Source organism: Streptomyces flavovariabilis (assembly GCF_000725785.1).
GTDB classification, from domain to species: Bacteria; Actinomycetota; Actinomycetes; order Streptomycetales; family Streptomycetaceae; genus Streptomyces; species Streptomyces hawaiiensis.
Genome location: NZ_JNXD01000022.1, coordinates 102364 through 128600, shown reverse-complemented (window position 1 = coordinate 128600; position 26237 = coordinate 102364). Strand labels below are relative to the sequence as shown.

Annotated in this window: 22 protein-coding genes; 18 read left to right on the top strand and 4 right to left on the bottom strand. The window is 72.7% G+C overall.

Features of this window, described 5'->3' with window-relative positions; all coding sequences use genetic code 11:
* Together IO24_RS47240 and IO24_RS0132065 are read left to right on the top strand one after the other, a co-directional pair.
* The coding region (locus tag IO24_RS47240) for a hypothetical protein (protein ID WP_208861335.1) at positions 1 to 218 on the top strand (218 nt) is incomplete at its 5' end.
* Between the two features lie 799 nt (positions 219 to 1017).
* Complete coding sequence (locus tag IO24_RS0132065; RefSeq protein ID WP_031141812.1) at positions 1018 to 1782, top strand: tetratricopeptide repeat protein; 765 nt, start codon at positions 1018 to 1020, stop codon at positions 1780 to 1782.
* An 83-nt stretch (positions 1783 to 1865) separates the two neighbouring features.
* Here IO24_RS0132065 and IO24_RS0132060 read toward each other — a convergent pair whose 3' ends face one another.
* Positions 1866 to 3158 (bottom strand): DUF1015 domain-containing protein, encoded by a 1293-nt coding sequence (locus IO24_RS0132060; RefSeq protein ID WP_031141810.1) that lies wholly within the window; start codon positions 3156 to 3158, stop codon positions 1866 to 1868.
* A gap of 72 nt (positions 3159 to 3230) precedes the next feature.
* Here IO24_RS0132060 and IO24_RS0132055 point away from each other — a divergent pair, with 72 nt between their 5' ends.
* From IO24_RS0132055 to IO24_RS0132040, 4 genes are all read left to right on the top strand, one after another.
* Positions 3231 to 4262, top strand: coding sequence for an HAD hydrolase-like protein (locus IO24_RS0132055; protein WP_031141808.1), 1032 nt, complete (start codon positions 3231 to 3233; stop codon positions 4260 to 4262).
* A 120-nt stretch (positions 4263 to 4382) separates the two neighbouring features.
* The gene (locus IO24_RS0132050) at positions 4383 to 5426 is read left to right on the top strand and encodes a FecCD family ABC transporter permease (RefSeq protein ID WP_031141805.1); all 1044 of its coding nucleotides are present in this window, start codon (positions 4383 to 4385) and stop codon (positions 5424 to 5426) included.
* Positions 5423 to 6463: a FecCD family ABC transporter permease gene (locus IO24_RS0132045; protein WP_031141803.1), complete on the top strand. Its 1041-nt coding sequence runs from the start codon at positions 5423 to 5425 to the stop codon at positions 6461 to 6463. The genes IO24_RS0132050 and IO24_RS0132045 overlap by 4 nt, the downstream gene beginning before the upstream one ends.
* 8 nt (positions 6464 to 6471) lie before the next feature.
* Positions 6472 to 7353: an ABC transporter ATP-binding protein gene (locus tag IO24_RS0132040; RefSeq protein WP_031141801.1), complete on the top strand. Its 882-nt coding sequence runs from the start codon at positions 6472 to 6474 to the stop codon at positions 7351 to 7353.
* Here IO24_RS0132040 and IO24_RS0132035 read toward each other — a convergent pair.
* The gene (locus IO24_RS0132035) at positions 7337 to 7684 is read right to left on the bottom strand and encodes a sterol-binding protein (protein ID WP_031141799.1); all 348 of its coding nucleotides are present in this window, start codon (positions 7682 to 7684) and stop codon (positions 7337 to 7339) included. The genes IO24_RS0132040 and IO24_RS0132035 overlap by 17 nt on opposite strands.
* A 42-nt stretch (positions 7685 to 7726) precedes the next feature.
* Here IO24_RS0132035 and IO24_RS0132030 point away from each other — a divergent pair, with 42 nt between their 5' ends.
* From IO24_RS0132030 to IO24_RS0132010, 5 genes are all read left to right on the top strand, one after another.
* Positions 7727 to 8002 (top strand): hypothetical protein, encoded by a 276-nt coding sequence (locus IO24_RS0132030; RefSeq protein ID WP_031141797.1) that lies wholly within the window; start codon positions 7727 to 7729, stop codon positions 8000 to 8002.
* A 7-nt stretch (positions 8003 to 8009) separates the two neighbouring features.
* Complete coding sequence (locus tag IO24_RS0132025; protein ID WP_031141796.1) at positions 8010 to 8825, top strand: TlyA family RNA methyltransferase; 816 nt, start codon at positions 8010 to 8012, stop codon at positions 8823 to 8825.
* Positions 8822 to 9727: an NAD kinase gene (locus tag IO24_RS0132020; protein ID WP_031141794.1), complete on the top strand. Its 906-nt coding sequence runs from the start codon at positions 8822 to 8824 to the stop codon at positions 9725 to 9727. The genes IO24_RS0132025 and IO24_RS0132020 overlap by 4 nt, the downstream gene beginning before the upstream one ends.
* 170 nt (positions 9728 to 9897) lie before the next feature.
* The gene (gene recN / locus IO24_RS0132015; protein ID WP_031141792.1) at positions 9898 to 11616 is read left to right on the top strand and encodes a DNA repair protein RecN; all 1719 of its coding nucleotides are present in this window, start codon (positions 9898 to 9900) and stop codon (positions 11614 to 11616) included.
* Between the two features lie 251 nt (positions 11617 to 11867).
* Positions 11868 to 13010, top strand: coding sequence for a glycosyltransferase family 4 protein (locus tag IO24_RS0132010; RefSeq protein WP_031141790.1), 1143 nt, complete (start codon positions 11868 to 11870; stop codon positions 13008 to 13010).
* Between the two features lie 5 nt (positions 13011 to 13015).
* Here IO24_RS0132010 and IO24_RS0132005 read toward each other — a convergent pair whose 3' ends face one another.
* On the bottom strand, positions 13016 to 14698 hold the full coding sequence (locus IO24_RS0132005) for a PucR family transcriptional regulator (RefSeq protein WP_031141788.1): 1683 nt from the start codon (positions 14696 to 14698) through the stop codon (positions 13016 to 13018).
* A gap of 126 nt (positions 14699 to 14824) precedes the next feature.
* On the opposite strand from IO24_RS0132005, the gene IO24_RS0132000 reads away from it, so the two are divergent.
* Entirely contained in the window at positions 14825 to 15781 is a 957-nt protein-coding gene (locus tag IO24_RS0132000) for an LLM class F420-dependent oxidoreductase (RefSeq protein ID WP_031141786.1), read from the top strand.
* Positions 15782 to 15802: 21 nt separating this feature from the next.
* Here the strand turns inward: IO24_RS0132000 and IO24_RS0131995 are convergent, their stop codons facing one another.
* Positions 15803 to 17605 (bottom strand): glycoside hydrolase family 15 protein, encoded by a 1803-nt coding sequence (locus tag IO24_RS0131995; protein ID WP_031141784.1) that lies wholly within the window; start codon positions 17603 to 17605, stop codon positions 15803 to 15805.
* A 527-nt stretch (positions 17606 to 18132) separates the two neighbouring features.
* Here IO24_RS0131995 and IO24_RS0131990 point away from each other — a divergent pair.
* The 6 genes from IO24_RS0131990 to IO24_RS0131965 all read left to right on the top strand — a co-directional run bounded on the left by IO24_RS0131990 (position 18133) and on the right by IO24_RS0131965 (position 26198).
* On the top strand, positions 18133 to 19791 hold the full coding sequence (locus tag IO24_RS0131990) for a CTP synthase (RefSeq protein WP_031141781.1): 1659 nt from the start codon (positions 18133 to 18135) through the stop codon (positions 19789 to 19791).
* Between the two features lie 94 nt (positions 19792 to 19885).
* On the top strand, positions 19886 to 20512 hold the full coding sequence (locus tag IO24_RS0131985) for an NUDIX domain-containing protein (protein WP_031141779.1): 627 nt from the start codon (positions 19886 to 19888) through the stop codon (positions 20510 to 20512).
* Positions 20513 to 20767: 255 nt separating this feature from the next.
* Positions 20768 to 22807 (top strand): tetratricopeptide repeat protein, encoded by a 2040-nt coding sequence (locus IO24_RS0131980; protein ID WP_031141777.1) that lies wholly within the window; start codon positions 20768 to 20770, stop codon positions 22805 to 22807.
* A 138-nt stretch (positions 22808 to 22945) separates the two neighbouring features.
* Positions 22946 to 24070, top strand: a complete 1125-nt coding sequence (ald, locus tag IO24_RS0131975) for an alanine dehydrogenase (protein WP_031141775.1) — start codon at positions 22946 to 22948, stop codon at positions 24068 to 24070.
* 425 nt (positions 24071 to 24495) lie between these two features.
* Positions 24496 to 25623, top strand: a complete 1128-nt coding sequence (locus IO24_RS0131970) for a ParA family protein (protein WP_078899435.1) — start codon at positions 24496 to 24498, stop codon at positions 25621 to 25623.
* A complete protein-coding gene (locus tag IO24_RS0131965) occupies positions 25608 to 26198 on the top strand; it encodes a hypothetical protein (protein ID WP_031141772.1) in 591 nt (196 codons plus the stop codon). The genes IO24_RS0131970 and IO24_RS0131965 overlap by 16 nt, the downstream gene beginning before the upstream one ends.
* The last annotated feature ends 39 nt before the right edge of the window (positions 26199 to 26237 follow it).

The window sequence follows — 26237 nt, the reverse complement described above, 5'->3', positions numbered from 1 at the left end:
TGACAACCGCGGTGGCGGGTACGTCCGGCGTGACGACCGTGACCGTGGGCCGCGCAGGGATGACCGCGACCACGGGGGCTTCCGGCGTGACGACCGTGGTGACCGGCCTGCGCCCCGGCGTGACGACCGTGGTGACCGCCCCGGCTTCCGTCGAGACGACCGTGGTGACCGCCCCGCCCCCCGGCGTCGACCGTGGTGACCGCCCCGCCCCCCGGTGACAACCGCGGTGGCGGGTACGTCCGGCGTGACGACCGTGACCGTGGGCCGCGCAGGGATGACCGCGACCACGGGGGCTTCCGGCGTGACGACCGTGGCGACCGCCCCGCCCCCCGGCGTGACGACCGTGGCGACCGCCCCGCATTCCGGCGGGACGACCGGCGGGACGACCGGCGTGACGACAGGCGTGACGACCGGCGTGACGATCGTCGGGGCGAAAGGCGCGAGGGCGACCGCGGTGGCTTCCCCCGCCGCGACGACCGTGGCGGTTTCCGTCGCGACGACAACCGCGACCGCGGCTTCGGCAGCGGCGACCGTGACCGTTCCAGGGACGGTGACCGCCCCGCCCCCCGGCGTGACGACCGCGGTGGGTTCCGGGGCCGTGACGAGCGCCGCGGGGACGACCGTGGGGAGCGTGGCGGCTTCCGCCGAGACGACGCCGGCCGGGGCGGACGTCCTGCCTTCAGTCGCGAAGACGGCCCTCGCAGCGACCGCCCCGCCTTCCGTCGGGACGACAACCGCGGCGACCGCCCCGCCTTCCGTCGGGACGACAACCGCGGCGACCGCCCCGCCTTCCGTCGGGACGACAACCGCGGCGACCGCGGTGGCTTCCGCGGCCGTGACGACCGCGGCGGGCGCGGTCCCCGGCGTGACGACCGTGGCGACCGCCCGGGCTTCCGGCGTGACGGTGATCGGCGTGACGGCGACCGGGGTGGTTTCCGTGGCCGCGACGACCGGCACGGTTCCGGTTCCGGCCGGTTCCGTGAGGAGCGGGAGCGGGACAGGGAGCCCATCAAGCGGCTGCCGATCCCGGAGGACGTCACGGGCGAGGAGATCGACAAGGACGTACGGCAGGAGCTGCTGAGCCTGCCCAAGACGCTCGCGGACGATGTCGCCAGGAACCTGGTGATGGTCGCGCGGCTCCTCGACGAGGACCCTGAGGGCGCGTACGGCTACTCCAGGGTGGCGCTGCGGCTGGCGTCGCGTGTCGCCGCCGTACGGGAGGCCGCCGGATTCGCCGCGTACGCCAGCCAGAAGTACGGCGAGGCGCTGGCCGAGTTCCGGGCCGCCAAGCGGATGACCGGGAACATCGACCTGTGGCCCGTCATGGCCGACTGCGAGCGCGGGCTCGGACGGCCGGAGAAGGCGCTGGACATGGCCGGGGCGCCCGAGGTGCACAAGCTCGACAAGGCCGGGCAGGTCGAGATGCGACTCGTCGCGGCCGGCGCGCGGCGGGACATCGGGCAGCTGGACGCGGCCATCGTGACGCTGCAGAGCCCGGAGCTGGCCGCGAACTCCGTGCAGCCGTGGACCGCGCGACTGCGGTACGCGTACGCCGACGCGCTGCTCGCCGCCGGGCGGGAGAGCGAGGCGCGGGAGTGGTTCGCGAAGGCCGTCGAGGCCGATCGCGACGGCAGCACCGACGCCTCGGACCGGCTCGCCGAGCTGGACGGCGTGGAGTTCGTCGACGCCATGGTCGAGGACGAGGCAGACGAGCCCCAGGACTCGGCCTCGCCGAAGGCGGACGAGGACGAGAGCGACGAGGACGAGAGCGACAAGGACTGACGTCCGTAGGGGAAGGGGCGGGATCCGGGCTGAAAGGCCTCGGGGTCCCGCCCCTTCGTCGTGTCAGCGCTGTTCCGGTGCGGTCAGAGGTCCAGTGCCCGCAGTACCAGACCCGACGCCGGTTTCGGGCCGAACGACGTCGACTTGCGGGGCATCGTGACGCCCTGGCGGGCCAGGTCGCGGACGACCTCCTCGCGGACCGGGTGCATCAGGACGGCAGTTCCGCCGTCGCGTTCCGCCTTCTCCACCGTGGCCGTCGTGTCGTGGATGTAGGCGACGTGGGCGGGGGAGTCCTCGGAGATGCGCCAGACGTGCTCCAGGAGCGTGGCGTGCAGGACCGTCGCGTCGAGGGTCCGCCAGGCCGCGGGGCGGTCGGTGGGGATCGTGCGGGCCAGCAGGTCCGGGTCCGGGCGGTCCACGAGGTGGAAGGCACCGTCGCCGGCCAGCAGGAACGCGTTGCCGGCGCAGGCCGCGTCGGCCAGTGTGTCCAGGGCCTCGGGCAGCGGGACTTCGAGGCGGCGTACGCGGAAGCGGCCCTCCAGGGCGGCCACGGCGTCGCCGACCGGCAGGTCGTGCAGAAGGCGGTGGATGGCGCGCACTCGAAGGGGGTAGCGGGCCGTGTCGACGAGGAGGACCAGGCCGTGGTCCCACGGGCTGGGGGAGGGGTGCTCCGTGCGGAGGCGGCGGTAGGTCGCCCAGCGGTGGTGGCCGTCGGCGATGAGAGCCTGGTGCCGGCCGAGGTCGGTCTGGATCGCGGCCAGGTCGTCGGGTGAGGTGACCGACCACAGGCGGTGGTGGAAGCCGTCCTCCGTCGTGGTGGCGAGGAGCGGAGGCCGTTCGGCGGTGCGTTCGATCAGGTCCGCCGTGACGGCCGTCGAGCCGTCGCCCCGGTAGGTGAGGAGCAGGGGTTCGAGGTTGGCGGAGGTGGCACGCATGAGGGCGGCGCGGTCGGCGACGACGTGCGGCATGACGTCCTCGTGCGGCAGCACCACCTGCTCGGCGGGGTCCGACACGCGCAGGGCGCCGATGATGCCGCGTTGCAGCATGCCGTCGCCGTCCTGCTGCTCGTAGACGTAGAGGCCCGGTTCCGGGTCGGTGGTCAGGACGCCCTCGGACAGCCAGCGGCGCAGGGTGTCGGCGGCCCGTTCGTTGCGGGCGCTGGGCGTGGCGGCCTGGGGGAGGATCAGGCGGACGATGTTGTACGGGTCGGCGGACTCGAGGTGGTGCAGGCCGTCGGGGCGCACCACGACGTCGTACGGCGGAGATGTGACGGCGGCAAGGCTGCCGACCCGGTCGGGGTCGTAACGAAGGCCTCGGAACGGGGTGAGTTCCAGGCCTCGGTGCGTCGTTGCCTCCGAGTGACCTGCTGAGTTCATCCCGGCATCGTACGGCTGTCGGTGGCATGGGGGATGATCGGGGGAAAGCCGTCGAACGAGGAGCGATGCAGGATGAGCCGGAGCGTCAGGACGAGGCCCGAGGCCAGTGGGCAGGCCCTGAGCGAGGCCTACGACACGGCGCTGCTCGATCTGGACGGTGTGGTGTACGCGGGCGGGAACGCGATCGTGCACGCGGTCGAGTCGCTGGCGGCGGCCCGGGAGGGCGGTATGCGCCTGGCGTACGTGACGAACAACGCGCTGCGGACTCCGGACACGGTGGCCGGGCATCTGACCGAGTTGGGGATACCAACGGGCGCGGAGGACGTCATCACCTCGGCGCAGGCGGTCGCGCGGCTGATCAGCGAGCAGGTGCCGCAGGGCGCCCGGGTGCTGGTGATCGGCGGTGAGGGGCTGCGGGTCGCGCTGCGCGAGCGCGGGCTGGTGCCCGTGGAGTCGGCGGACGACGATCCGGCGGCGGTGGTGCAGGGGTTCGGCGGGCCCGATCTGCCGTGGGGCCGGTTCGCCGAGGCGTCCTACGCGGTGGCGCGCGGCGTGCCGTGGTTCGCGTCCAACACCGACCTGACGATTCCGAGCGGGCGCGGGATCGCACCGGGCAACGGAGCCGCGGTGGAGGTCGTCCGGATCGCCACGGGTGCCGAGCCGCAGGTCGCGGGCAAGCCGCTGCCTCCGATGCACCGGGAGACGATCCTGCGCACCGGGGCGAAGCGGCCGCTGGTGGTGGGGGACCGGCTGGACACGGACATCGAGGGCGCGTTCAACGGGGAGGTCGACTCGCTGCTCGTCCTGACCGGTGTCACCGACGGTCCGCAGCTGCTGGCCGCGCCGCCGCAGCACCGGCCGACGTATGTGGACGCCGATCTGCGCGGGATGCTCGGCGGTCAGCCGGACGTCGTCGAGGCCGGCGAGGGCGGGTTCCGATGCGGTGGATGGACGGCGACGGCCGGGGCGGACCGGCTGGAGCTCGACGGAGAGGGTGAGGCTCTGGACGGGCTGCGCGCGCTGTGTGCCGTGGCATGGACGGCGGCCGGTGAGGGTGCGTGCGAGCTGGACGGGGGGAAGGCGCTGGCGCGGCTGGGTCTCTGAGTACCTGTCAGTGCTTGTGGTGCGCCGGGCGGCTGGGTACTCGTAGCGCTGCCGGGCAGCCGCGGGCAGCGTCGGGAATCCGAATCTTGCTCGAATGCGAGGGTAGGCTAACCTAACTGCGTGTTGGTCGAGAGTCCCCCCGAACAGCGCGCGGACACCGCCCCCGCGCCCCCGACCCGACGGGCGGTACGAGCCTTCGGGCTGCTCCTGTCCGTCGCGATCCTGGTGCTCGTCGCGCTGGCGAGTATCGCGATCGGAGCGAAAGAGCTGTCCCTCGGACAGGTCTGGCACGGCTTGTTCGAGGACTCGGGGACCTACGGAGACGTCGTCGTCGCGGAGCGGCTGTCGCGGACCGTGCTCGGACTGCTCGCCGGCGCCGCCCTCGGCCTGGCCGGGGCGGTCCTGCAGGCCCTCACGCGCAACCCGCTGGCCGATCCCGGCCTGCTCGGCATCAACGCGGGAGCGTCCGCCGCGGCCGTCACGGCCATCACGTACTTCGGGGTCACCTCGCTCAGCGGCTACGTCTGGTTCGCGTTCTTCGGCGCGGCCGCGGTCGGGGCGCTGGTCTGGTTCCTCGGTGGCAGCCGGGGTGCGACACCGGTGCGGCTCGCGCTCGCCGGTACGGCGATCAGCGCCGCGCTGTACGGCTACCTCCAGGCCGTGATGATCATGGACGAGGCGGCGCTCGGCAAAATGCGGTTCTGGACGGTCGGCTCGCTGGCCTCGGCGACCGACTCGACCATCACCCAGGTCCTGCCGTTCCTGCTGACCGGCACGGTCCTGGCCCTCGCCCTGGCCCGGCCGCTCAACGCGATGGCCATGGGCGACGACACCGCCAAGGCCCTCGGCGCCAACCTGAACCGGACGCGGGCGCTGTCCATGCTGGCCGCGACCGTGCTGTGCGGGGCGGCGACCGCCGCCTGCGGGCCCATCGTGTTCGTCGGGCTGATGGTGCCGCACGTGGTGCGTTCCTTCACCGGGCCCGACCTGCGCTGGATTTTGCCGTACGCGGCGATCCTGTCGCCCGTGCTGCTGCTCGGCGCCGATGTCCTCGGCCGGATCGTGGCCCGGCCCTCGGAGCTCCAGGTGGGCATCGTCACCGCGATCCTCGGCGGACCGGTGTTCATCTTTCTCGTACGACGGCGGAGGACGGCGCAGCTGTGAAGACCACCAACCGTGCCGTGCGGACCCCGGGCGGTCTCTCGCTACGCCTCGACGTGCGGGCCGTCACCGTCGTGCTCCTGCTGCTGGTCGCGGCGCTCGTGGCGAGTGTCGTACTCATCGGCACCGGCGACTTCCCGATCCCGGCCGCCGACGTGCTGCGGACGCTCGTCGGCGAGGGCAACCCGGGCCAGGAGTTCATCGTCAACGAGCTGCGGCTGCCGCGGGTCCTCGTCGGGCTGCTGGTCGGCGCCTCGCTCGGACTGGGCGGCGCGCTGTTCCAGGCCATCTCCCGCAATCCGCTGGGCAGTCCGGACGTGCTCGGCCTCGGGCAGGGGGCGACGGCCGGCGCGCTCGTGGTGATCGTGCTGACCTCCGGGACGGCCAACCAGGTCGCCGCCGGGGCGCTGGCGGGCGGCCTGGTGACCGGGCTCGCCATCTACGTGCTCGCTTGGAAGCGGGGTGTGCACGGCTACCGGCTGGTCCTGGTCGGTATCGGCGTCTCCGCGATCGTCACCGCGGTCAACGGCTATCTGCTGACCAAGTCCGACATCGTGGACGCGGCCCGCGCGGTGGTGTGGATGACCGGCTCCCTCGACGGCCGGGACTGGAACCAGGTGTGGCCGCTGCTCGCCCTGACCGCCGTGCTGGTGCCGCTCGTCCTCGTCAACGCGCGCGGGCTGCGGATGATGGAGATGGGCGACGACGTGTCGTACGCCCTCGGGGTGCGGGTCGAGCGCGTACGGCTGTTGCTGATGGTGGCGGCGGTGCTGCTCACCGCGTCCGCCACCGCCGCGGCCGGTCCCGTCAGCTTCGTCGCGCTCACCGCGCCGCAGCTGGCCCGGCGCCTGACCCGCTCACCCGGGCCGAACCTGGTGCCCTCGCTGTGCATGGGCGCGGCCCTCCTGGTCGTCGCTGACTGGGTCGCACAGCGGGCGTTCGGCGCCGAGCAGCTGCCCGTGGGTGTGGTCACCGGTGTGCTCGGCGGGGTCTACCTGCTGTGGCTGCTGGTCAGCGAGCGCAGGGCGGGCCGGATATGAGGACCGGCATGCGGCCCAGGAGCAGCACCAGCAGCGGACTGAACTACCAAAGGAGCACCGTGAACCGCCTGTCCGCCGAGAACGTCACCCTCGCCTACGACCAGCGGGTCATCGCGGAGCAGTTGTCGGTGGAGATACCCGACCACTCCTTCACCGTCATCGTGGGTCCCAACGCGTGCGGCAAGTCGACGCTGCTGCGGGCGCTGTCGCGGATGCTCAAGCCGAGCGAGGGCCGGGTGCTGCTCGACGGGCAGGTCATCCAGTCGATGCCCGCGAAGAAGGTCGCGCGGACCCTCGGCCTGCTGCCCCAGTCGTCCGTCGCGCCCGACGGCATCACCGTCGCCGACCTGGTCGGCCGGGGCCGCTACCCGCACCAGGGCATCCTGCGCCAGTGGTCGGCCGAGGACGAGCGGGTCGTCCAGGAGTCCATGCGGCAGACGGGCGTCGCCGGGCTCGGCGACCGCTACGTCGACGAGCTGTCGGGCGGCCAGCGCCAGCGGGTGTGGATCGCCATGGCGCTCGCCCAGCAGACGCCGCTGCTGCTGCTCGACGAGCCGACGACGTACCTGGACATCCAGCACCAGATCGACGTCCTGGACCTGTGCGCGGAGCTGCACGAGGAGCAGGGGCGCACGCTGGTCGCCGTGCTGCACGACCTGAACCACGCCGCCCGCTACGCCACCCACCTCATCGCCCTGCGCGAGGGCCGGGTCGTCGCCGAGGGCGCGCCGAAGGACATCGTCACGGCCGAACTGGTCGAGGAGGTCTTCGGGCTGCGCTGCCAGGTCATCGACGACCCGGAGACGGGCACCCCGCTGGTCGTGCCGGCGGCCCGCAAGGCCCGCGCTCAGAGCACGGGCGGGAAGGTCGCGGCTACAGGAGCTTCCTGAGCTGGAACAGGTCCCGCACGCCCGCGTGCAGCTTCACCCGGCCGGAGCCCCAGGCCTTGGCGAAGTTCAGCTCGCCGCCGACGAGGGCCACCAGGTCGTCGCCGGTCATGGCGAGTCTGATCTCGGCCCTGCCGGGCGGCGGCCCGGGCACGGTGTCGTGCACGTCGATCCGCCCGCCGCGCATCCGCCCGGCGAAGGTGACGTCCAGGTCCGTGATGTGGCAGCTCACCGAGCGGTCCAGGGCCGCGGCCTCGCGGACGTCCCCTTCGGCGCGCTGCATGCTGTCCGAGAGCTTGTCGAGTGCGCTGCGGCACTCCTCGATCGTGGCCATCGCGGTCGACGGTACCGCAGCGGTTCGCGGTAGCGTCGGGGCATGGACGACGCAGTTCCCGAGACCCCGCCGGCGGCGGAGGAAGAGCCCGCCCCCGACCCCGCCGCCCCCGCCCCCCTGAACGTGCCGCGCACGCCGACAGGCGACGCCGGTGTGGACGCGGCCCTGGGCCGGCTCGGAGACGCGGACCACCTCGCCACGGACGGACACATCGAGGTGTACGAGGATGTACACCGGGGGCTGCGCGACGCGCTCACCGCGCTCGACGTACGCCCGGGACCTCCGGCGCCCCCGACGCCGTACGGAGCTAGGAGCTGAACCGAACGTGGCAGGAGTCGCACGCCGCCGTCTGGACGCGGAGCTGGTCCGCCGCAAGCTCGCGCGCTCGCGTGAGCACGCCGCGCAGCTGATCGCCGCCGGGCGGGTCTCCGTCGGCAAGACCGTCGCGACCAAACCCGCCACGCAGGTGGAGACGGCGGCCGCGATCGTGGTGACCCAGGACGACAGCGACCCCGACTACGTCTCGCGCGGCGGCCACAAGCTGGCCGGCGCGCTCGCGGTGTTCGGGCCGCAGGGACTGGCCGTCGAGGGGCGCAGGGCGCTCGACGCGGGCGCCTCCACCGGAGGTTTCACCGACGTCCTGCTGCGCGCGGGCGCCGCCCATGTCGTCGCCGTGGACGTCGGATACGGACAACTCGCGTGGTCCCTCCAGAAGGATGAACGCGTCACCGTCAAGGACCGTACGAACGTACGCGAGTTGACGCTTGAAGCGATCGATGGGGAGTCTGTGGATCTTGTCGTGGGGGATCTGTCCTTCATCCCGCTCGGGCTGGTCCTGCCCGCCCTGGTGCGGTGCGTGAAGCCGGACGCCGATCTGGTGATGATGGTCAAGCCGCAGTTCGAGGTGGGGAAGGAGCGGCTGGGCAGCGGGGGAGTGGTTCGCAGCACCCAGCTGCGGGCCGAGGCGGTACGGGGGGTGGCCGGGAAGGCCTGGGGTCTGGGGCTCGGGGTGAAGGGCGTGACGGCCAGTCCGCTGCCCGGGCCGTCGGGGAATGTCGAATACTTTCTGTGGCTGCGGTCCGGGGCACCGGAACTGGACCCGGCCGAGGCAGACCGTGCTGTGGCGGAGGGGCCGCGTTGACCGAGAACCGAGCTCGTACTGTTTTCCTGCTCGCCCACACGGGGCGGCCCGCGGCCGTGCGCAGCGCCGAGCTCGTGGTGAAGGGGCTGCTGCGCTCCGGCCTCGGCGTGCGCGTCCTGGAGGCCGAGGCGCGCGACCTGCCGCTGCCGGCGGAAGTGGAGCTCGTCAGGGAGGCCACTCCGCAGTGCCTCGACGGGTGTGAGCTGCTCATCGTGCTGGGTGGCGACGGCACGCTGCTGCGCGGCGCCGAGTTCGCCCGGGCGTCTGGTGTGCCGATGCTCGGCGTCAACCTCGGGCGCGTCGGGTTCCTCGCGGAGGCCGAGCGGGACGACCTCGACAAGGTCGTCGACCGGGTGGTGACCAAGGCGTACGAGGTCGAGGAGCGGATGACGGTCGACGTCGTCGTGCACCGCAACGGGGACATCGTGCACACGGACTGGGCGCTGAACGAGGCGGCCGTGCAGAAGGTGTCCGCCGAGCGGATGCTGGAGGTCGTCCTGGAGATCGACGGACGGCCGGTGACCGGGTTCGGCTGCGACGGGATCGTGTGCGCGACGCCCACGGGGTCGACGGCGTACGCCTTCTCGGCGGGCGGGCCGGTGGTGTGGCCGGAGGTCGAGGCGCTGCTGATGGTGCCGATCTCCGCGCACGCGCTGTTCGCGAAGCCGCTCGTGACATCGCCGGATTCTGTGTTGGCTGTGGAGGTTCTGCCCCACATTCCGCCCGGGGTGCTGTGGTGTGACGGGCGGCGGACGGTGGAGTTGCCGCCCGGGGCGCGGGTGGAGGTGCGGCGGGGAGCTGTGCCGGTGCGGTTGGCCCGGCTGCATCACGCGTCCTTCACGGACCGGCTGGTGGCCAAGTTTGCGCTGCCTGTTTCCGGGTGGCGGGGGGCGCCTCACTAGCGGTTTGTGGGGGTGGTTCCGCTTCGTCGGCGGGTGCGGGTGGCTTGTGGCTGTTCGCGCAGTTCCCCGCGCCCCCAGGAAATGGGCGCCGCCACACTCGTGGGTGACAAGAGTGGGCCAGTCGCAATCCGTGGCTGGGACCTCGTAAGGTCGTGTCCGTGTTGGAGGAGATGCGGATACGGTCGCTGGGCGTGATCGACGATGCTGTCGTCGAGCTGTCGCCCGGGTTCACCGCGGTCACCGGTGAAACGGGTGCGGGCAAGACCATGGTGGTCACCAGCCTGGGGTTGCTGCTGGGCGGGCGGGCCGACCCGGCGCTCGTGCGGATCGGGGCCGGCAAGGCCGTCGTGGAGGGGCGGATCACCGTCTCCCGGGACGCCACGGCCGCGGTGCGCGCCGAGGAGGCCGGGGCCGAGCTCGACGACGGGGCCCTGCTGATCAGCCGTACCGTTTCCGCCGAGGGGCGCTCACGGGCGCACCTGGGCGGGCGCAGCGTGCCCGTGGGCGTACTGGCCGAGCTCGCCGACGAGCTGGTGGCCGTGCACGGGCAGACCGACCAGCAGGGGCTGCTCAAGCTGTCCCGGCAGCGGCAGGCGCTCGACCGGTACGCGGGCGACGCGGTCGCCGGGCCGCTGGCCAAGTACGGCGAGGCGTACAAGCGGCTGCGGGCCGTCTCCGCCGAGCTCGACGAGATCACCACCCGGGCCCGTGAGCGGGCGCAGGAGGCCGACCTGCTGCGCTTCGGGCTCGATGAGATCGCCGCCGTCGAACCCCGCGCGGGTGAGGACGTGGAGCTGGCCGAGGAGGCCGAGCGGCTCGGGCACGCCGAGGCACTGGCGTCCGCTGCCGCGGCCGCGCACGCCGCCCTCGCAGGCAACCCCGAGGACCCGGAGGGCGTCGACGCAGGGACGCTCGTCGCGGGCGCACAGCGGACCCTGGACGCCGTACGGTCGCACGATCCGGCGCTGTCCGCGCTCGCCGACCGCATCGGGGAGATCGGGATCCTGCTGCGCGACGCGGCGGGCGACCTGGCGGGGTACGCCGACGACCTGGACGCCGATCCGCTGCGGCTGGCGGCCGTCGAGGAGCGGCGGGCCGCGCTCACCGGGCTGACGCGCAAGTACGGCGAGGACATCGCCACCGTGCTGGCCTGGGCCGAGCAGAGTGCCGCCCGGCTGACCGAACTGGACGGCGACGACGAGCGGATCGGGGAGCTGACCGCCGAGCGGGACGCGCTGCGGTCCGAACTGGGCGGGCTCGCGCAGGCCTTGACGGACGCCCGGACGGAGGCCGCCGAGCGGTTCGCCGCCGCCGTGACCGCCGAGCTGGCCTCTCTCGCCATGCCGCACGCGCGGGTCTCCTTCGACATCCGGCAGACCGACGACCCGGAGGGCGTCGAGGTCGGCGGGCGTCCGGTGGCCTACGGTCCCGCGGGCGCCGACGAGGTCGAGCTGCTGCTCGCCCCGCACCCTGGGGCGCCGCCCCGGCCGATCGCCAAGGGCGCGTCCGGCGGTGAACTGTCGCGGGTGATGCTGGCCGTGGAGGTCGTGTTCGCGGGAACGGATCCGGTGCCGACGTACCTCTTCGACGAGGTCGACGCCGGGGTCGGCGGCAAGGCGGCGGTCGAGATCGGCCGGCGGCTCGCACGGCTGGCGAAGAGCGCGCAGGTGGTGGTGGTGACGCATCTGCCCCAGGTGGCCGCCTTCGCCGACCGGCAGCTGCTGGTCGAGAAGACCAGCGACGGGTCCGTGACCCGCTCCGGCGTCAAGCTCCTCGAAGGCGAGGACCGGGTCCGGGAACTGTCCCGCATGCTCGCCGGGCAGGAGGACTCCGAGACGGCACGGGCGCACGCGGAGGAGCTGCTGGCGGCGGCCCGGGCGGACGGCTAGAGCCTGATCCGGACGGCGGGCCAGGGGCCGGGCGGCCCCTGGTCCGGAGCGGCGCACGGCGGTGGTGCGGCAAGGCCGGGCGGGTCGCCCGAATTCACTCGTGTGGGTGACCCGGCCCGGCGCATTGCCCCGATGCCGCGCCCCACTGTCGTGCCGCAGGGGTCCCGGCGTTCCCGGAACCCCCCTATGGCCTGGCATCCTTGGCGGAGTACGCGTCGTGACCGCCCGACCCGAACCAGGAGCCCGGCCACGTGACCCCCGTGAGCAGCCACTCACCGCATGGCCAGTCGCCGCTGCGCACCGTGCAGGTGCTGGGCGGAGGCAATGCCGCCAGCAGCGCGCATGTGCGCTCGCTGGCCGCGGGGCTCGTCGCCCGGGGCGTGAAAGTCACGGTGTGCGCCCCCTATGAGGCCGATCACGCATACGACTTCAGCGGTGTCGGCGCCGACCACGTGCACGTCCCGCGCAGCAGCGACCCGGTGTCGGTGGCCACCCTGCGGGCGGCCTGCGCCGGCGCCGATCTGGTGCACGCGCACGGGCTGCACGCCTCCTTCCGCACCGTGCTCGCCCTCAGCGGGCGGCGCGTACGCACTCCGCTCGTCGTCACGTGGCACGACCGGGCACACGCCGACGGGGCACGGGCCCACATGCTGCGCGTGCTGGAGCGGAGGGTCGTGAAGGCGGCCACCGTGGTACTGGGCACGACCTCGGCGCTCGTGGACCGGGCTCGGCTCACCGGCGCGCGGGACGCACGGCTCGCGGCCGTCGCGCTGCCCGGCCCCCGCAGGCCCCGCGAGCCCGACGACCCCGACCGCCGGCGGCCCAAGGTGCGCGCCGAACTCGGAGCCATCGGACGGCCGTTGCTGATGGCCGTCGGCTCCCTGGAACACCACCGCGGATACGACGTGCTGCTGGACGCCGCGCGCGCCTGGCGCCGCCTCGATCCCGTGCCCCTGGTCGTGATCGCCGGAGAGGGTCCCCTGCGCGGTGAACTCCAGCGGCGGATCGAGGAGGAGGGACTGCCGGTCCGGCTCATCGGGCGGCGCGACGACGTCACCGACCTGCTCGCCGCCGCCGACCTCGCCCTCCTGCCGAGCCGCTGGGAGGCGCGCTCCGTCCTCGCCCAGGAGGCCCTGCGCGCGCGCGTGCCGCTCGTTGCGACGCATGTCGGCGGCATCCCCGAACTCGTCGGCGACGCGGCCGAACTCGTCCCGTACGGGGACGCCAAGGCCCTCGCCGACTCCGTCGTACGGCTGCTCGGCGACCGGGCGGGCCGGGAACTGCTGACGGCCAGGGGCACCCGGCAGGCCGCCACCTGGCCGACCGAGGACGAGACGGTCGCCCAAGTGCTCAGCGTGTACGACGAGTTGACCCAGCCCCAGCCGCTCTCCTGACACCCCTAGGGCACGTGCCTGCGGGCCCGCAGGGCCAGGCTCAGGGCCAGGACCGTCTGCGGGTCGTCGAGGTCCGTGCCCAGCAACTCCCCGATACGCGCCAGGCGGTTGTACAAAGTCTGCCGGTTGAGATGGAGCTCACGGGCCGTCTCCGCCTTGCGTCCCGCGTGGGCCAGGTAGGTCGTCAGGGTGGGCAGCAGCGGCGGCCGGGAGCGGCGGTCGTGCTCCAGGAGCGGGCCGAGGGCGCGGTCGACGAAGGCCGCCAGGTCCGGATGGTCGCGCAGCCGCCACAGCAGCAGGTCGATGTCGAGGCGGCGGGCGTCGTACCAGGGCCGGTCCGGCAGGCCACGGGCCGCCGTGGCCGTCTCGGCCGCGTGCCGCAGGCCCGAGGCCGCCGCCGTCCAGCCGCCGGCCATCCCGACGACCACCACGGGCGGCTGCCCGCCCGGCCGCGGCAGTCCGGCCCGGCCCACACCGGCCCGCAGCGCCGCCGCGGCCCGGTCAGCGACCGCCGCCCGGTCCGACTCCGCGCGCAGCCCGAGCAGCACCAGCACCCGGCCCTCCACCGGCCGCACCCCTAGCAGCACCGGCACGCCCACCGACGCCAGCTCCTCCGAGATCGCCCGGACCGGCACGGCCCGGCCGCCCCCGCTCCCGGCTCCGCCCGAGCGGGCGGCACCCGCGTCCGTGGACAGCGCGTCCCCGAGCCGCATGACCACCGGCAGCAGCGGGCCGTCGCCCGGCCTGAAGCCCAGCACGCGTGCCTGCGCCGGGGCGTCCTCCGCCGTGACCCGGCCCTCGGCGAGGTCCGTGAGGAAGTCGCCGCGTCCGCGCGCCGCCAGTTCCTCCTCCTGCCGTGCCTGCATCAGCACCACGGCCAGGATGCCCGCGGCCCGCTCGGCGGCCATCCGGTGCACGGGCGTCAGGGGAGTCCGCACGGGCAGCAGGACCAGACGCGCCCGGACGCCCCCGCTGCCGGGCCCGCCGCCCGGCACGTCCACGAGCACCGAGCCCGCGAGCGGCGGCTCCCCGTCCTTGTGCTGCCCGCGCAGCCCCTCCCACACCTGGAGCGGGTCCGCGCCCTGGGGACCGGCCCCGGCCGCGTACAGCAACTGCCCGTCCGCCGTCTCCAGGAACACGGGATTGCCGGCGAATTCGGCCAGGATGCCCAGCACTTGGGGCACACCGCCGCCGCCCAGCACGGCCTGCGTGCACCGCCGGTGCACCTCCTCGGCCCGCTGGAGCAGGGCGTAATGACCGTTGACGATCTCGGTGTGGACCTCCTCCGTCACCGTGACGAACGGCACCTCTCGGTGCAGTTGGACGAGCGGCAGCCCGGCCGCGCGTGCCGTGTCGACGAGGGCCGCGGGAAGCCGGGTGAAGCGCGGACCGAGCTCCACGACCAGGGCCGCGATGCCGCGCTCGGCCAGGGTGCGCACGAACGCCCGCTGCTCGGCGGGGCGGGTGCCGAGGCCGTAGCCGGTGGTCAGCAGGAGTTCGCCGCCCTTGAGCAGTGAGGCGATGTGCGGCACCTCGCCCGCGTGCACCCAGCGCACGGTCCGCCCGAGCCGCTCGGCGCCCGCCAGCACCTCGGGCAGCCCGCTGCGCAGCCCCGGCAGCTCCAGCGCCCGCTGCACGGTGATCCCGGCGCCCTGGGTGTCGTAACCGCTGTCCGTCCCGCTGTCCATGTGCCGGACGCTACCCGCGCGGGTGCCTCCCGGACATCTGGGCAGGGGCACCGAGACGATCAGCTCGTGGATGTTGCGGTGGATCTCCCCGGGATACGGCGCGGCCGACCGGGTACGGGCGCTGTCATGGACATAAGCGTGGTCGCCGTGGGGCGGGAGGACGACAGTCCGGTCGAGGAGCCGTTGCGGGTCGCGGTGCTCGCCGACCGGCTCGGGTACCGGGAGGTGTGGGCGGGCGAGGGACCGACGTGGGACTCGTTCGTCCTGGCGGCGGCGATCGGCGCGGCCACCGAGCAGGCCGCGCTGACCGCCGGGCCCGTGCCGGTGTCGGTGAGGGACCCGCTCACCATCGTCCGGGGCGCCGCCTCGACCGCGGCCGTCACCGGCCGGCCCGTCGGCGTGGCCCTGGGCACGTCCAGCAGGCGGGTCGTCGAGGGTGTGCACGGCAGGCCGCGCACCCGGCCCGCAGCGGCCCTGGAGGAGTCGGCGGCGGCCGTACGGGCGCTGATGCACAGTGCGCCCGGCGAGCCGGTCGTGCCCGGCAGCGGCTTCCCGCGCCGGCTGCCGCCGCCCGGAGGCATGGTCACCGTCGCGGCGTTCGGAGAGCGCGCGGTCGCCACGGCCGTCGCGCACGCCGACCGGATGCTGCTCGACCTCGTCTCGCCCGGGCAGGTCCGCGTGCTGCGGGACAGGATGCTCGCCGCGGCCGACAAGGCGGGCCGTACGCCACCGCGGCTGGCCGCCTGGCTGCCCGCCGCCGTCGATCCGGAGCCGGAGACGCTCACGCAGGTTCTGCGCAGCGTCGTCGGCTACCTCGCTGTGCCCGGCTACAGCGACATGTTCGTCGACGCGGGGTTCGCCGAGGTCGTCGAGCTGGCCGCCAAGGGCGCCGACCCGGACACCCTGCTGCGGGCCCTGCCGCCCGAGGCCGCCGGCACGGTCGCCCTGGTCGGCGACGCCGACACCGTCCACGCCCGCATCGACGCCTACGCCGAGGCCGGACTGGACGAGATCGCCCTGGTCCCGGCCACGGCCGGGGACTCCGCGGGGGAGCGCACGCTCACGGCTCTCAGGCCGCGGTGACACCCCCGCGGGCGGCCCCGCTCAGCCGCCGTAGGCGCCCGAGGCCGTCAGACGCAGCGCCGTGTCGATGAGCGGCACGTGGCTGAACGCCTGCGGGAAGTTGCCCACCTGGCGCTGCAGGCGCGGGTCCCACTCCTCGGCCAGCAGACCGAGGTCGTTGCGCAGGGACAGCAGCTTCTCGAACAGCTTGCGGGCCTCGTCCACGCGGCCGATCATCGCCAGGTCGTCGGCCATCCAGAACGAGCAGGCCAGGAAGGCCCCCTCGTCGCCGGGCAGGCCGTCGACGTTCTCGTCGCTGCTGGTGGTCGGGTAGCGCAGGATGAAGCCGTCCGACGTGGACAGCTCGCGCTGGATCGCCTCGATCGTGCCGATGACCCGCTTGTCGTCCGGCGGCAGGAAGCCCATCTGCGGGATGAGCAACAGGGAGGCGTCCAGCTCCTTCGAGCCGTACGACTGGGTGAAGGTGTTGCGCTCCTTGTCGTAGCCCCGCTCGCAGACGTCCCGGTGGATGTCGTCGCGCAGCTCCCGCCAGCGCTCCAGCGGGCCGTCCGCGTCACCGGACTCGATCAGCTTGATCGTGCGGTCGACGGCGACCCAGGCCATCACCTTGGAGTGCACGAAGTGGCGGCGCGGGCCGCGCACCTCCCAGATGCCCTCGTCCGGCTCCTGCCAGTGGTCCTCCAGGTAGCGGATCAGCTTCAGCTGGAGCAGCGAGGCGTAGTCGTTGCGCGCGAGGCCCGTCATGTGGGCCAGGTGCAGGGCCTCGGTGACCTCGCCGTACACGTCGAGCTGGAGCTGGTGGGCCGCGCCGTTGCCGACCCGGACCGGGCCGGAGTCCTCGTAGCCCGGCAGCCAGTCCAGCTCCGCCTCGCCGAGCTCGCGCTCGCCGGCGATGCCGTACATGATCTGCAGGTTCTCCGGGTCGCCTGCCACGGCCCGCAGCAGCCACTCCCGCCAGGCGCGGGCCTCCTCGCGGTAGCCGGTGCGCAGCAGCGAGGACAGCGTGATCGCCGCGTCCCGCAGCCAGGTGTAGCGGTAGTCCCAGTTGCGGACGCCGCCGATGTCCTCCGGCAGGGAGGTGGTCGGCGCGGCGACGATGCCGCCGGTCGGTGCGTAGGTCAGGGCCTTCAGCGTGATCAGCGAGCGGACCACTGCCTCCCGGTAGGGGCCGTGGTACGTACAGTGGTCGACCCACTCGCGCCAGAAGTCCTCCGTGGCCTCCAGCGACTGCTCCGGCTCGGGCAGCGGCGGCGGCTCCTTGTGCGAGGGCTCCCAGGAGATCGTGAACGCGATCCGCTCGCCCGGCGCGACCGTGAAGTCGGCGTACGTCGTCAGAGACTTGCCGTAGGTCTCCGCGGATGTGTCGAACCACACGGAGTCGGGGCCCGCGACGGCCACCGTGCGCCCCTCGTGCTTGTGCACCCACGGCACCACCCGCCCGTAGGAGAACCGCATCCTGAGCGCCGAGCGCATCGGCACCCGGCCCGAGACGCCCTCCACGATCCGGATCAGCTGCGGGGCGCCGTCACGCGGCGGCATGAAGTCCGTCACCCGGACCGTGCCCCGCTGGGTGTCCCACTCGGACTCCAGGATCAGCGAGTCGCCCCGGTAGCTGCGCCGGGCCGCGGTGGGTGGCTGCTGGTCGGAGGCATGCGCGGGACCCAGCCGCCAGAAGCCGTGTTCCTCGGTGCCCAGCAGGCCGGCGAAGATGGCGTGCGAGTCGAAGCGGGGCAGGCACAGCCAGTCGACTGTGCCGTCCCGGCAGACCAGGGCGGCGGTCTGCATGTCTCCGATGAGTGCGTAGTCTTCGATGCGCCCGGCCACGTGCAACTCCAGTCGAACGGCCACGTCACCCCACGAGGGGGCTGTCGCTAGTGCGGTCAAGGGGGGTTTCAGCAGGTCTTGCAATGCGTCGTTGAGCGATGAAGCAAAACAGGTCAATCAGCCGTGATGCAAAGCGCCAATTGTTGCTCAACGAACTGACGAGCTCACGTTGTTCCGGTGCTTACGGGCGGGGGGTGGTGCCGTTGGGCCGGACGGGCTCGGCAGCGAGTGTCCGAGCAGGATACGACGCATGCGGATGATCCGGGTGCCCGTCCTGGCAAGGCGAGTACGCCGAACGAGTGAGCAACGGGTGAGAGACCGGTGAGGGTGGTCGCCTCCGTGTCGGGATGTGTGCGGAGCGTGGCCGGAAGCCATCGCCCCGCGGCGCTGATACGCTGGTAGCCCGTGGACCGGTGGGCCCCTTCCCGACAGGGAACCCCCGAACCGCAGCGACGGCACCCCGGAGATTTCCGGCGGGCAGCCGCACCGCACCCCCAGACCGCGACCACGGGAGCCCCGTCTTGGCCATGCCGCCCGCCGCTTTTCGTAATTCGACGACCAAGCACATCTTCGTCACCGGGGGTGTCGCCTCCTCGCTCGGCAAGGGCCTGACGGCCTCCAGCCTCGGCATGCTGCTCAAGGCCCGGGGCCTGCGCGTCGTGATGCAGAAGCTCGACCCCTACCTGAACGTGGACCCGGGGACGATGAACCCCTTCCAGCACGGTGAGGTGTTCGTCACCAACGACGGCGCCGAGACCGACCTGGACATCGGCCACTACGAGCGCTTCCTCGACCGCGACCTCGACGGCTCCGCCAACGTGACCACCGGCCAGGTGTACAACACGGTGATCGCCAAGGAGCGCCGAGGCGAGTACCTGGGTGACACCGTGCAGGTCATCCCGCACATCACCAACGAGATCAAGCACCGCATCCGTCGCATGGCGACGGACGAGGTCGACGTCGTGATCACCGAGGTCGGCGGCACGGTCGGCGACATCGAGTCGCTGCCGTTCCTGGAGACCGTCCGCCAGGTCCGGCACGAGGTCGGCCGTGACAACGTCTTCGTCGTCCATATCTCGCTCCTGCCCTACATCGGCCCCTCGGGTGAGCTGAAGACGAAGCCCACCCAGCACTCGGTTGCGGCCCTGCGCAACATCGGTATCCAGCCGGACGCGATCGTGCTGCGCTGCGACCGTGAGGTCCCCACCGCCATCAAGCGGAAGATCTCGCTGATGTGCGACGTCGACGAGGCCGCCGTCGTCGCCTGCCCCGACGCACGCTCGATCTACGACATCCCGAAGACCGTGCACGGCGAGGGTCTGGACGCCTACGTCGTGCGCAAGCTCGACCTGCCGTTCCGCGACGTGGACTGGACGACCTGGGACGACCTGCTCGACCGCGTCCACAACCCCGACCACGAGATCACCCTCGCCCTGGTCGGCAAGTACATCGACCTGCCCGACGCCTACCTGTCGGTCACCGAGGCACTGCGCGCCGGCGGCTTCGCCAACCGGGCCCGCGTGAAGATCAAGTGGGTCACCTCCGACGACTGCAAGACCCCGGCCGGCGCCGCGGCGCAGCTCGGCGACGTCGACGGCATCTGCATCCCCGGCGGCTTCGGTGACCGCGGTGTGCTCGGCAAGGTCGGCGCGATCAAGTACGCCCGCGAGAACAAGATCCCGCTGCTCGGCCTCTGCCTCGGCCTGCAGTGCATCGTGATCGAGGCCGCGCGCAACCTCGCGGACATCACCGACGCCAACTCCACCGAGTTCGACCCGGCCACCTCCCACCCGGTCATCTCCACCATGGCCGAGCAGCTCGACATCGTCGCCGGTGAGGGTGACATGGGCGGCACCATGCGGCTCGGCATGTACCCGGCCAAGCTGGCCGAGGGCTCGATCGTGCGCGAGGTGTACGACGGCAAGGAGTACGTCGAGGAGCGCCACCGGCACCGCTACGAGGTGAACAACGCCTACCGCGCCGAACTGGAGAAGCAGGCGGGCATCCTGTTCTCCGGCACCTCGCCGGACGGCAAGCTCGTCGAGTACGTCGAGTACCCGCGTGACGTCCACCCGTACCTGGTCGCCACGCAGGCCCACCCGGAGCTGCGCTCGCGCCCGACGCGTCCGCATCCGCTGTTCGCCGGGCTCGTCAAGGCCTCGGTCGAGCGGAAGACTTCGAAGTAACACACCAGTTGTACGGTGGCCGGGGTGCATCCCTTCAAAGGGTGTGCACCCCGGTTTCGTTTCGGCAGGTCGTGCGGCACGTGGAAGGACAGGCATGACGATCAAGGACAGCCCGCAGGAGTGGGAGATCCGGGCGACGCAGACCCCCTTCGTGGGCAACAAGACCTCCGTCCGCACCGACGACGTGGTCATGCCCGACGGCACCGTGGTCGGCCGTGACTACCAGGTCCACCCGGGCTCCGTGGCGGTCCTGGCCCTCGACGAGGCCGACCGCGTCCTGGTCCTGCGCCAGTACCGCCACCCCGTGCGCCACAAGCTGTGGGAGATCCCGGCCGGACTGCTCGACGTCCCCGGTGAGAACCCGCTGCACGCAGCGCAGCGCGAGCTGTACGAGGAGGCGCACGTCAAGGCCGAGGACTGGCGGGTGCTGACCGACGTCTACACCACGCCCGGCGGCTGCGACGAGGCCGTCCGGATCTTCCTCGCGCGCGATCTGTCCGAGGCCGAGGGCGAGCGCTTCGCGGTCGAGGAGGAAGAGGCCGACATGGAACTCGACCGGGTGCCGGTGGCGGACCTCGTCCGGGGCGTACTGGCCGGCGAGCTCCACAACAACTGCCTCGTCGTGGGCGTGCTGTCCCTGGTCGCCGCGCGCGGTGGCGACGGTCTGGACGCCTTGCGTCCGGCACAGGCGCCGTGGCCGGCGCGTCCGTTCGAGGCGTAGCGCTCCGCGAGGGGTGCCGCGCGTGTTGTCGGCCGGGTGCGGCACCCTCGTGGCTGGTCGCGCAGTTCCCCGCGCCCCTTCGGGGCGCGCCCCTGACGCTGTCAGTCCTACCGTCTGCTGATCCGATCGGGGGAAGTGGTCGTCCCGCCCGCCGTGCTCCACCCGGGCCGTTGCAGAGCGTGAACTAGGCTCTGGAGCACGCCCGACCCGGAGTCCCGGCGGGCTCGCGTGTGCGGTGGGACGGGAGTGTGGCCCGTGACGGATCAGGTCGTGGAGACAGGCGACGTGCGGCCGGCCGGGCGCGCTGGCGGGACGAGCGAGTTCCTGGGCCGCACACGGGAGTTGAAGGAACTGCGCGCCGACATCGAGCGCGCCGGACTGGACACCCTGGCCGGCCGCAAGCCACCCCGCGCGCGCGTGCTGCTCATCGCCGGCCGGCCCGGCTCGGGCCGCACCGCACTCGCCGGGGAACTCGTACGGCAGGTCGCGGACCGTTACCCCGACGGGGTGCTGCGCGCCCGCCTGACCGACCCCGACGGCACCCCCGTACCCGTCGGACGCGCCGCCCGAGACCTGCTCATCGCCCTGGACGAGGAGGCGCCGGCCGGGGCAGCCGAGGACGACCTCGCCGACGCCCTGCGCACCGCCCTGGCCGACCGCCGCGCCCTGCTCCTGCTGGACGACGCCGCCGACGCCGAGCAGGTCGACGCCCTGCTGCCCGACACCCCGGACTGCCTCGTCGTCGCGGTCTCCGACGGCCCGCTGACCGGCATCTCCGACGTCCGCCCCTGCACCCTGGGCGGCCTGGACGCCAAGTCGGGCGTGGAACTGCTGACCCGGCACACCGGCTCGGTCCGGATCACCGTCGACCCCCGGGCCGCCGAGGGGCTCGCCGAGGAGTGCCAGGGCCAGCCCGCCGCGCTGATGCTGGCGGGCGGCTGGCTCGCGGCCCGCCCCAAGGCCGCCGTCTCCGACCTCGCCAAGCAGCTGCGCGCCGAGGACACCGAGGGCACCGCCCTGACCCGGGTCTTCCGGCTCGCCTACGCCGCTCTGCCCTCGACCGCCGCCCGGATGCTGCGCCTGCTCGCCCTCGCCCCGGCCGGACTGGTCGACCCGCAGGCCGCCTCCGCTCTCGTCGGCTGCTCGGTCGGCAGCGCTCGCACCGTCCTCGACGACTTCGTCGCGCTGGGCTTCCTGCACGCGGTGGACTCCCCGCTGCCGCAGTACGAGGTGCCCGGCTGCCTGCACCCACAGCTCAAGATCCTCGCCGAGCGCCACGAACGCCCGGCCGAGCTCCAGCTGGCCCGCGCCCGCATGCTGGAGCGGACCGTACGGCTGCTCCAGGCCTGCCGGGCGATCACCGAGACCGACAGTGCCCAGGCGCGCCAGAAGCTCCTCGACATGCCGCGCGCCCTGCGCTTTCCCACCCCGCGGGCGGCCGCCGACTGGCTGCGTCTGACCCGGCCCGCCCTGCTGGCCTCGGCCCGGCTCGCGGTAGCCGACGGGGAGCTGGACACCCTGGCCCGACGGCTGATGTCCCAGCTGGTGCGGGCCATGGCGGCCCACATCGGCACCCAGGCCGCCGCGCCCGACCTCTACGACATCCACCGCATGGTCCTCGGCGTCGCCGAGCGCCGGGACCTGCCCCGCGAACGTGCCGCCGCCCTGCTCAACCTCGGCGACCTCGACGCCCGCACCGGCCGCACGGCCGACGCCCTGGCGCGTTACCGGGCCGCGCTGGACGCCGGGCGCGAGGTGAACGACCCGTATGCGACCGGCCGCGCGATGGAATCCGTAGGCGGCGCGCACCTCGAGCTCGGTGACTTCGACCGGGCCGCCGACTGGTTCGGGCGCGCGCTGGTCGAGCGGCTCGCCCGGGGCGAGCGCGCGGAGGCCGCCCGGCTGTACGGGCGGATCGCCGCCGCCCACACCTTCGCGGGCCGCTACGGCGAGGCCCTGCGGAACTGGCGCGCGGCGATCGCCGGACACCGCAAGAACGGTGATCTGGCCGCCCAGGCCCGGGCCTTGAGCGAGCTGGCGCGGGTCCAGGAGTACGCGGGCCGGCCCGAGGAGTCGCTGCGCACCTGCCGGGAGGCCGTGGAGTGGGCGCGGCGCGCCGAGGACCCGCGGCTGCAGGCCGCCCTGCACCTGCGGGTCGCCGACACCCTCGAACGCCTGGGTGATCCCGCGTCGGCCGGGCTGCACCGGGGCGCCGCCGAGCGGATTCTCGACGACTCAAACCTTCAAAATGAACCGGACGCCTGCGAAATCCGTACCGCATCAGCTGAAGATTGATGCAATGAAAGGCTAGACAGCGAGAACACCTTCATTAGACTGGCTCTGCCGCACGTTCTCCTGCGGTCTCTCCCGGTGTGCCCGTGCGCGCCCGGGTATGTCTTAGTAAGACCCCCCATACCCTCTGAGCCAAGGACCGTGATCGACGTGAAGGTCGGCATCCCCCGCGAGGTCAAGAACAACGAGTTCCGGGTGGCCATCACCCCCGCCGGCGTGCACGAGCTGGTGCGTCATGGCCACCAGGTCGTCATCGAGCGCGGCGCCGGCGTCGGCTCCTCGATCCTGGACACCGAGTACGTCGCCGCCGGCGCGCAGATCCTGGACACCGCCGACGAGGTGTGGGCCGCCGCCGACCTGCTGCTGAAGGTCAAGGAGCCCATCGCCGAGGAGTACCACCGGCTCCGCAAGGACCAGACGCTCTTCACCTACCTGCACCTGGCCGCCTCCAAGGAGTGCACGGACGCCCTCCTGGAGTCAGGCACCACGGCGATCGCCTACGAGACGGTCGAGCTGCCCAGCCGCGCGCTGCCGCTGCTCGCCCCGATGTCCGAGGTCGCGGGCCGGCTCGCCCCGCAGGTCGGCGCCTACCACCTGATGCGCGCCAACGGCGGCCGCGGTGTGCTGCCCGGCGGTGTCCCCGGCGTGCTGGCCGGCCGGGCCGTCGTGATCGGCGGCGGCGTCTCCGGCTGGAACGCCGCGCAGATCGCCATCGGCATGGGCTTCCACGTGACCCTGCTCGACAAGGACATCAACAAGCTCCGCGAGGCGGACAAGATCTTCGGCACGAAGATCCAGACCGTCGTCTCGAACGCCTTCGAGCTGGAGAAGGCCTGCCTGGAGGCCGACCTCGTCATCGGCGCGGTGCTGATCCCCGGCGCCAAGGCCCCGAAGCTGGTCACCAACGAGCTCGTCTCGCGGATGAAGCCCGGAAGTGTTCTTGTCGACATCGCGATCGACCAGGGCGGCTGCTTCGAGGACTCCCGCCCGACCACCCACGCCGAGCCGGCCTTCCGGGTCCACAACTCGGTCTTCTACTGCGTCGCCAACATGCCCGGCGCCGTGCCGAACACCTCCACCTACGCGCTGACCAACGCGACACTGCCGTACATCGTCGAGCTGGCCAACCACGGCTGGGCGGACGCGCTGCGCCGCGACCCGGCGCTGGCCAAGGGTCTCAACACCCATGACGGCAAGGTCGTTTACCGCGAGGTCGCCGAGGCGCACGGCGTGGAACACGTGGAGCTGTCCTCGCTGCTCGGCTGAGCAGCCGACCCGCACGCGACGGCCGGTAAGTCGGCTAAGTCATCAACCGGCAAAGGCGATACGTCAACACAGGTCGTCAACGCCGCACGCCCGGCCGGACCTTGCCCGACAAGGTCCGGCCGGATGTGTGTATGGTCACTTCGCGATTCTCGCGCAACTCGCCTCGAACGTAACCCTTCAACCGATTCGCACACCGGTGAAACCTGCCGTGCGACGGCCGTACGCCCTTGACAGCGGGATGTTTCATTGCCGACACATCGGGCCGGGTCCGGCGGATTGTGTTGCTGCGGACGCCCGACACGCCATAGAGTCGCCAACCGTCGGCATGGTGCCACGCTGACCTGTCTAGAAGTTTCCTGGTCACCAAGGAGGTAAGACGACTTGTGAATGAGTCGACATTTACTCCCGGGGGTGGTCAACCAGGAATGCCTGCACCGGGCCAGGGGCCCGCGGGGTTCGAGGCTGTCGGCTCCGTCGCTGTGCGCACCTTCGCAGCCCACCAGAGTCAGCAGGCGACTCACACTGCACACCAGAAGATGGATGGCCATCACGTGAACGCCATGGCCGGCGACGGAAGTGGCGCGCCCCACAACCACTTCGCCGACTACGACGAACTGCCCGAGGGGCACTTCTACGACCCCGACGCGGAGTACGAGCCGGACCCCGAGTACGCGGCCACTCTCGCGCCCGACGCGGCCAGACAGCGCCGGGAGCGCGTCGGCCCGACCGGGCGCCCGCTGCCGTACTTCCCGATCCCGGGCCCGCTGCCCGATCACGGCCCCGCGAAGATCATCGCGATGTGCAACCAGAAGGGCGGCGTCGGCAAGACGACGTCGACCATCAACCTGGGTGCCGCGCTCGCGGAGTACGGACGCCGGGTCCTGCTCGTGGACTTCGACCCGCAGGGCGCGCTGTCGGTCGGACTCGGTGTCAATCCGATGGAGCTCGACCTCACCGTCTACAACCTGCTCATGGAGCGGGGGATGGCGGCCGACGAGGTGCTGCTGAAGACGGCGGTCCCCAACATGGACCTGCTGCCCAGCAACATCGACCTGTCGGCGGCCGAGGTCCAGCTGGTCTCCGAGGTCGCCCGTGAGTCGACGCTGCAGCGCGCCCTGAAGCCGCTGCTGCCCGACTACGACTTCATCGTGATCGACTGCCAGCCCTCGCTCGGCCTGCTCACGGTGAACGCCCTGACGGCCGCGCACAAGGTGATAGTGCCGCTGGAGTGCGAGTTCTTCGCGCTGCGCGGGGTGGCCCTGTTGACGGAGACCATCGAGAAGGTCCAGGAGCGGCTCAACCCCGAGCTGGAGCTCGACGGCATCCTCGCCACGATGTACGACTCGCGCACGGTGCACAGCCGTGAGGTGCTCGCGCGGGTGGTGGAGGCCTTCGACGACCACGTCTACCACACGGTCATCGGGCGCACGGTCCGCTTCCCGGAGACCACGGTCGCCGGTGAGCCGATCACCACGTACGCCTCCAACTCCGTCGGTGCCGCCGCCTACCGCCAGCTCGCCAGGGAGGTGCTCGCCCGGTGTCACGCCGAGTGAGTCTGCCGGGGGCCGACGAACTCTTCCGTACGACAGGGGGGATGGCGCTTCAGTCGTCCCAGCCCAGGCGTCAGGCCAACGGCGACGCCCGGGTGCCCGCTCCGGCGGGGGAGGGCGACGCGGCGGCGGCAGCGGCCGCGGAGGACGCACCGCAGTCGGTGCCCGCGCAGGGCGGTGACGGCGAGGGAGCCGAGCATGTCGCGGCGGATGCGGACCCGGCCGAGGCCGGGGAGGCCCACAGCCGTTCCGCGGCCGCCGAGCGCTCCGGCTCCGCCCGTCGGCAGACGGCGCAGGAAGGTTCTGCCGCCGGTGCCGCGGGGGCCGCGCCCCGCAAGCGCGGGCGGAACCCCTCGCGCCGCCCCAGCGGCCGTGAGCGGCACGACGAGAAGATCACGGTGTACGTGTCGGCCGAGGAGCTCATGGACCTCGAGCACGCCCGTCTGGTGCTCCGCGGCGAGCACGGCCTCGCCGTCGACCGCGGGCGCATCGTCCGTGAGGCGGTCGCGGTGGTCCTCGCCGACCTGGAGACCCGCGGAGACGCCAGCATCCTCGTACGACGACTGCGCGGGCGGTAGCGGTAGCCTGCGGAGGCCATGACCTCGAACGCTCCCCCA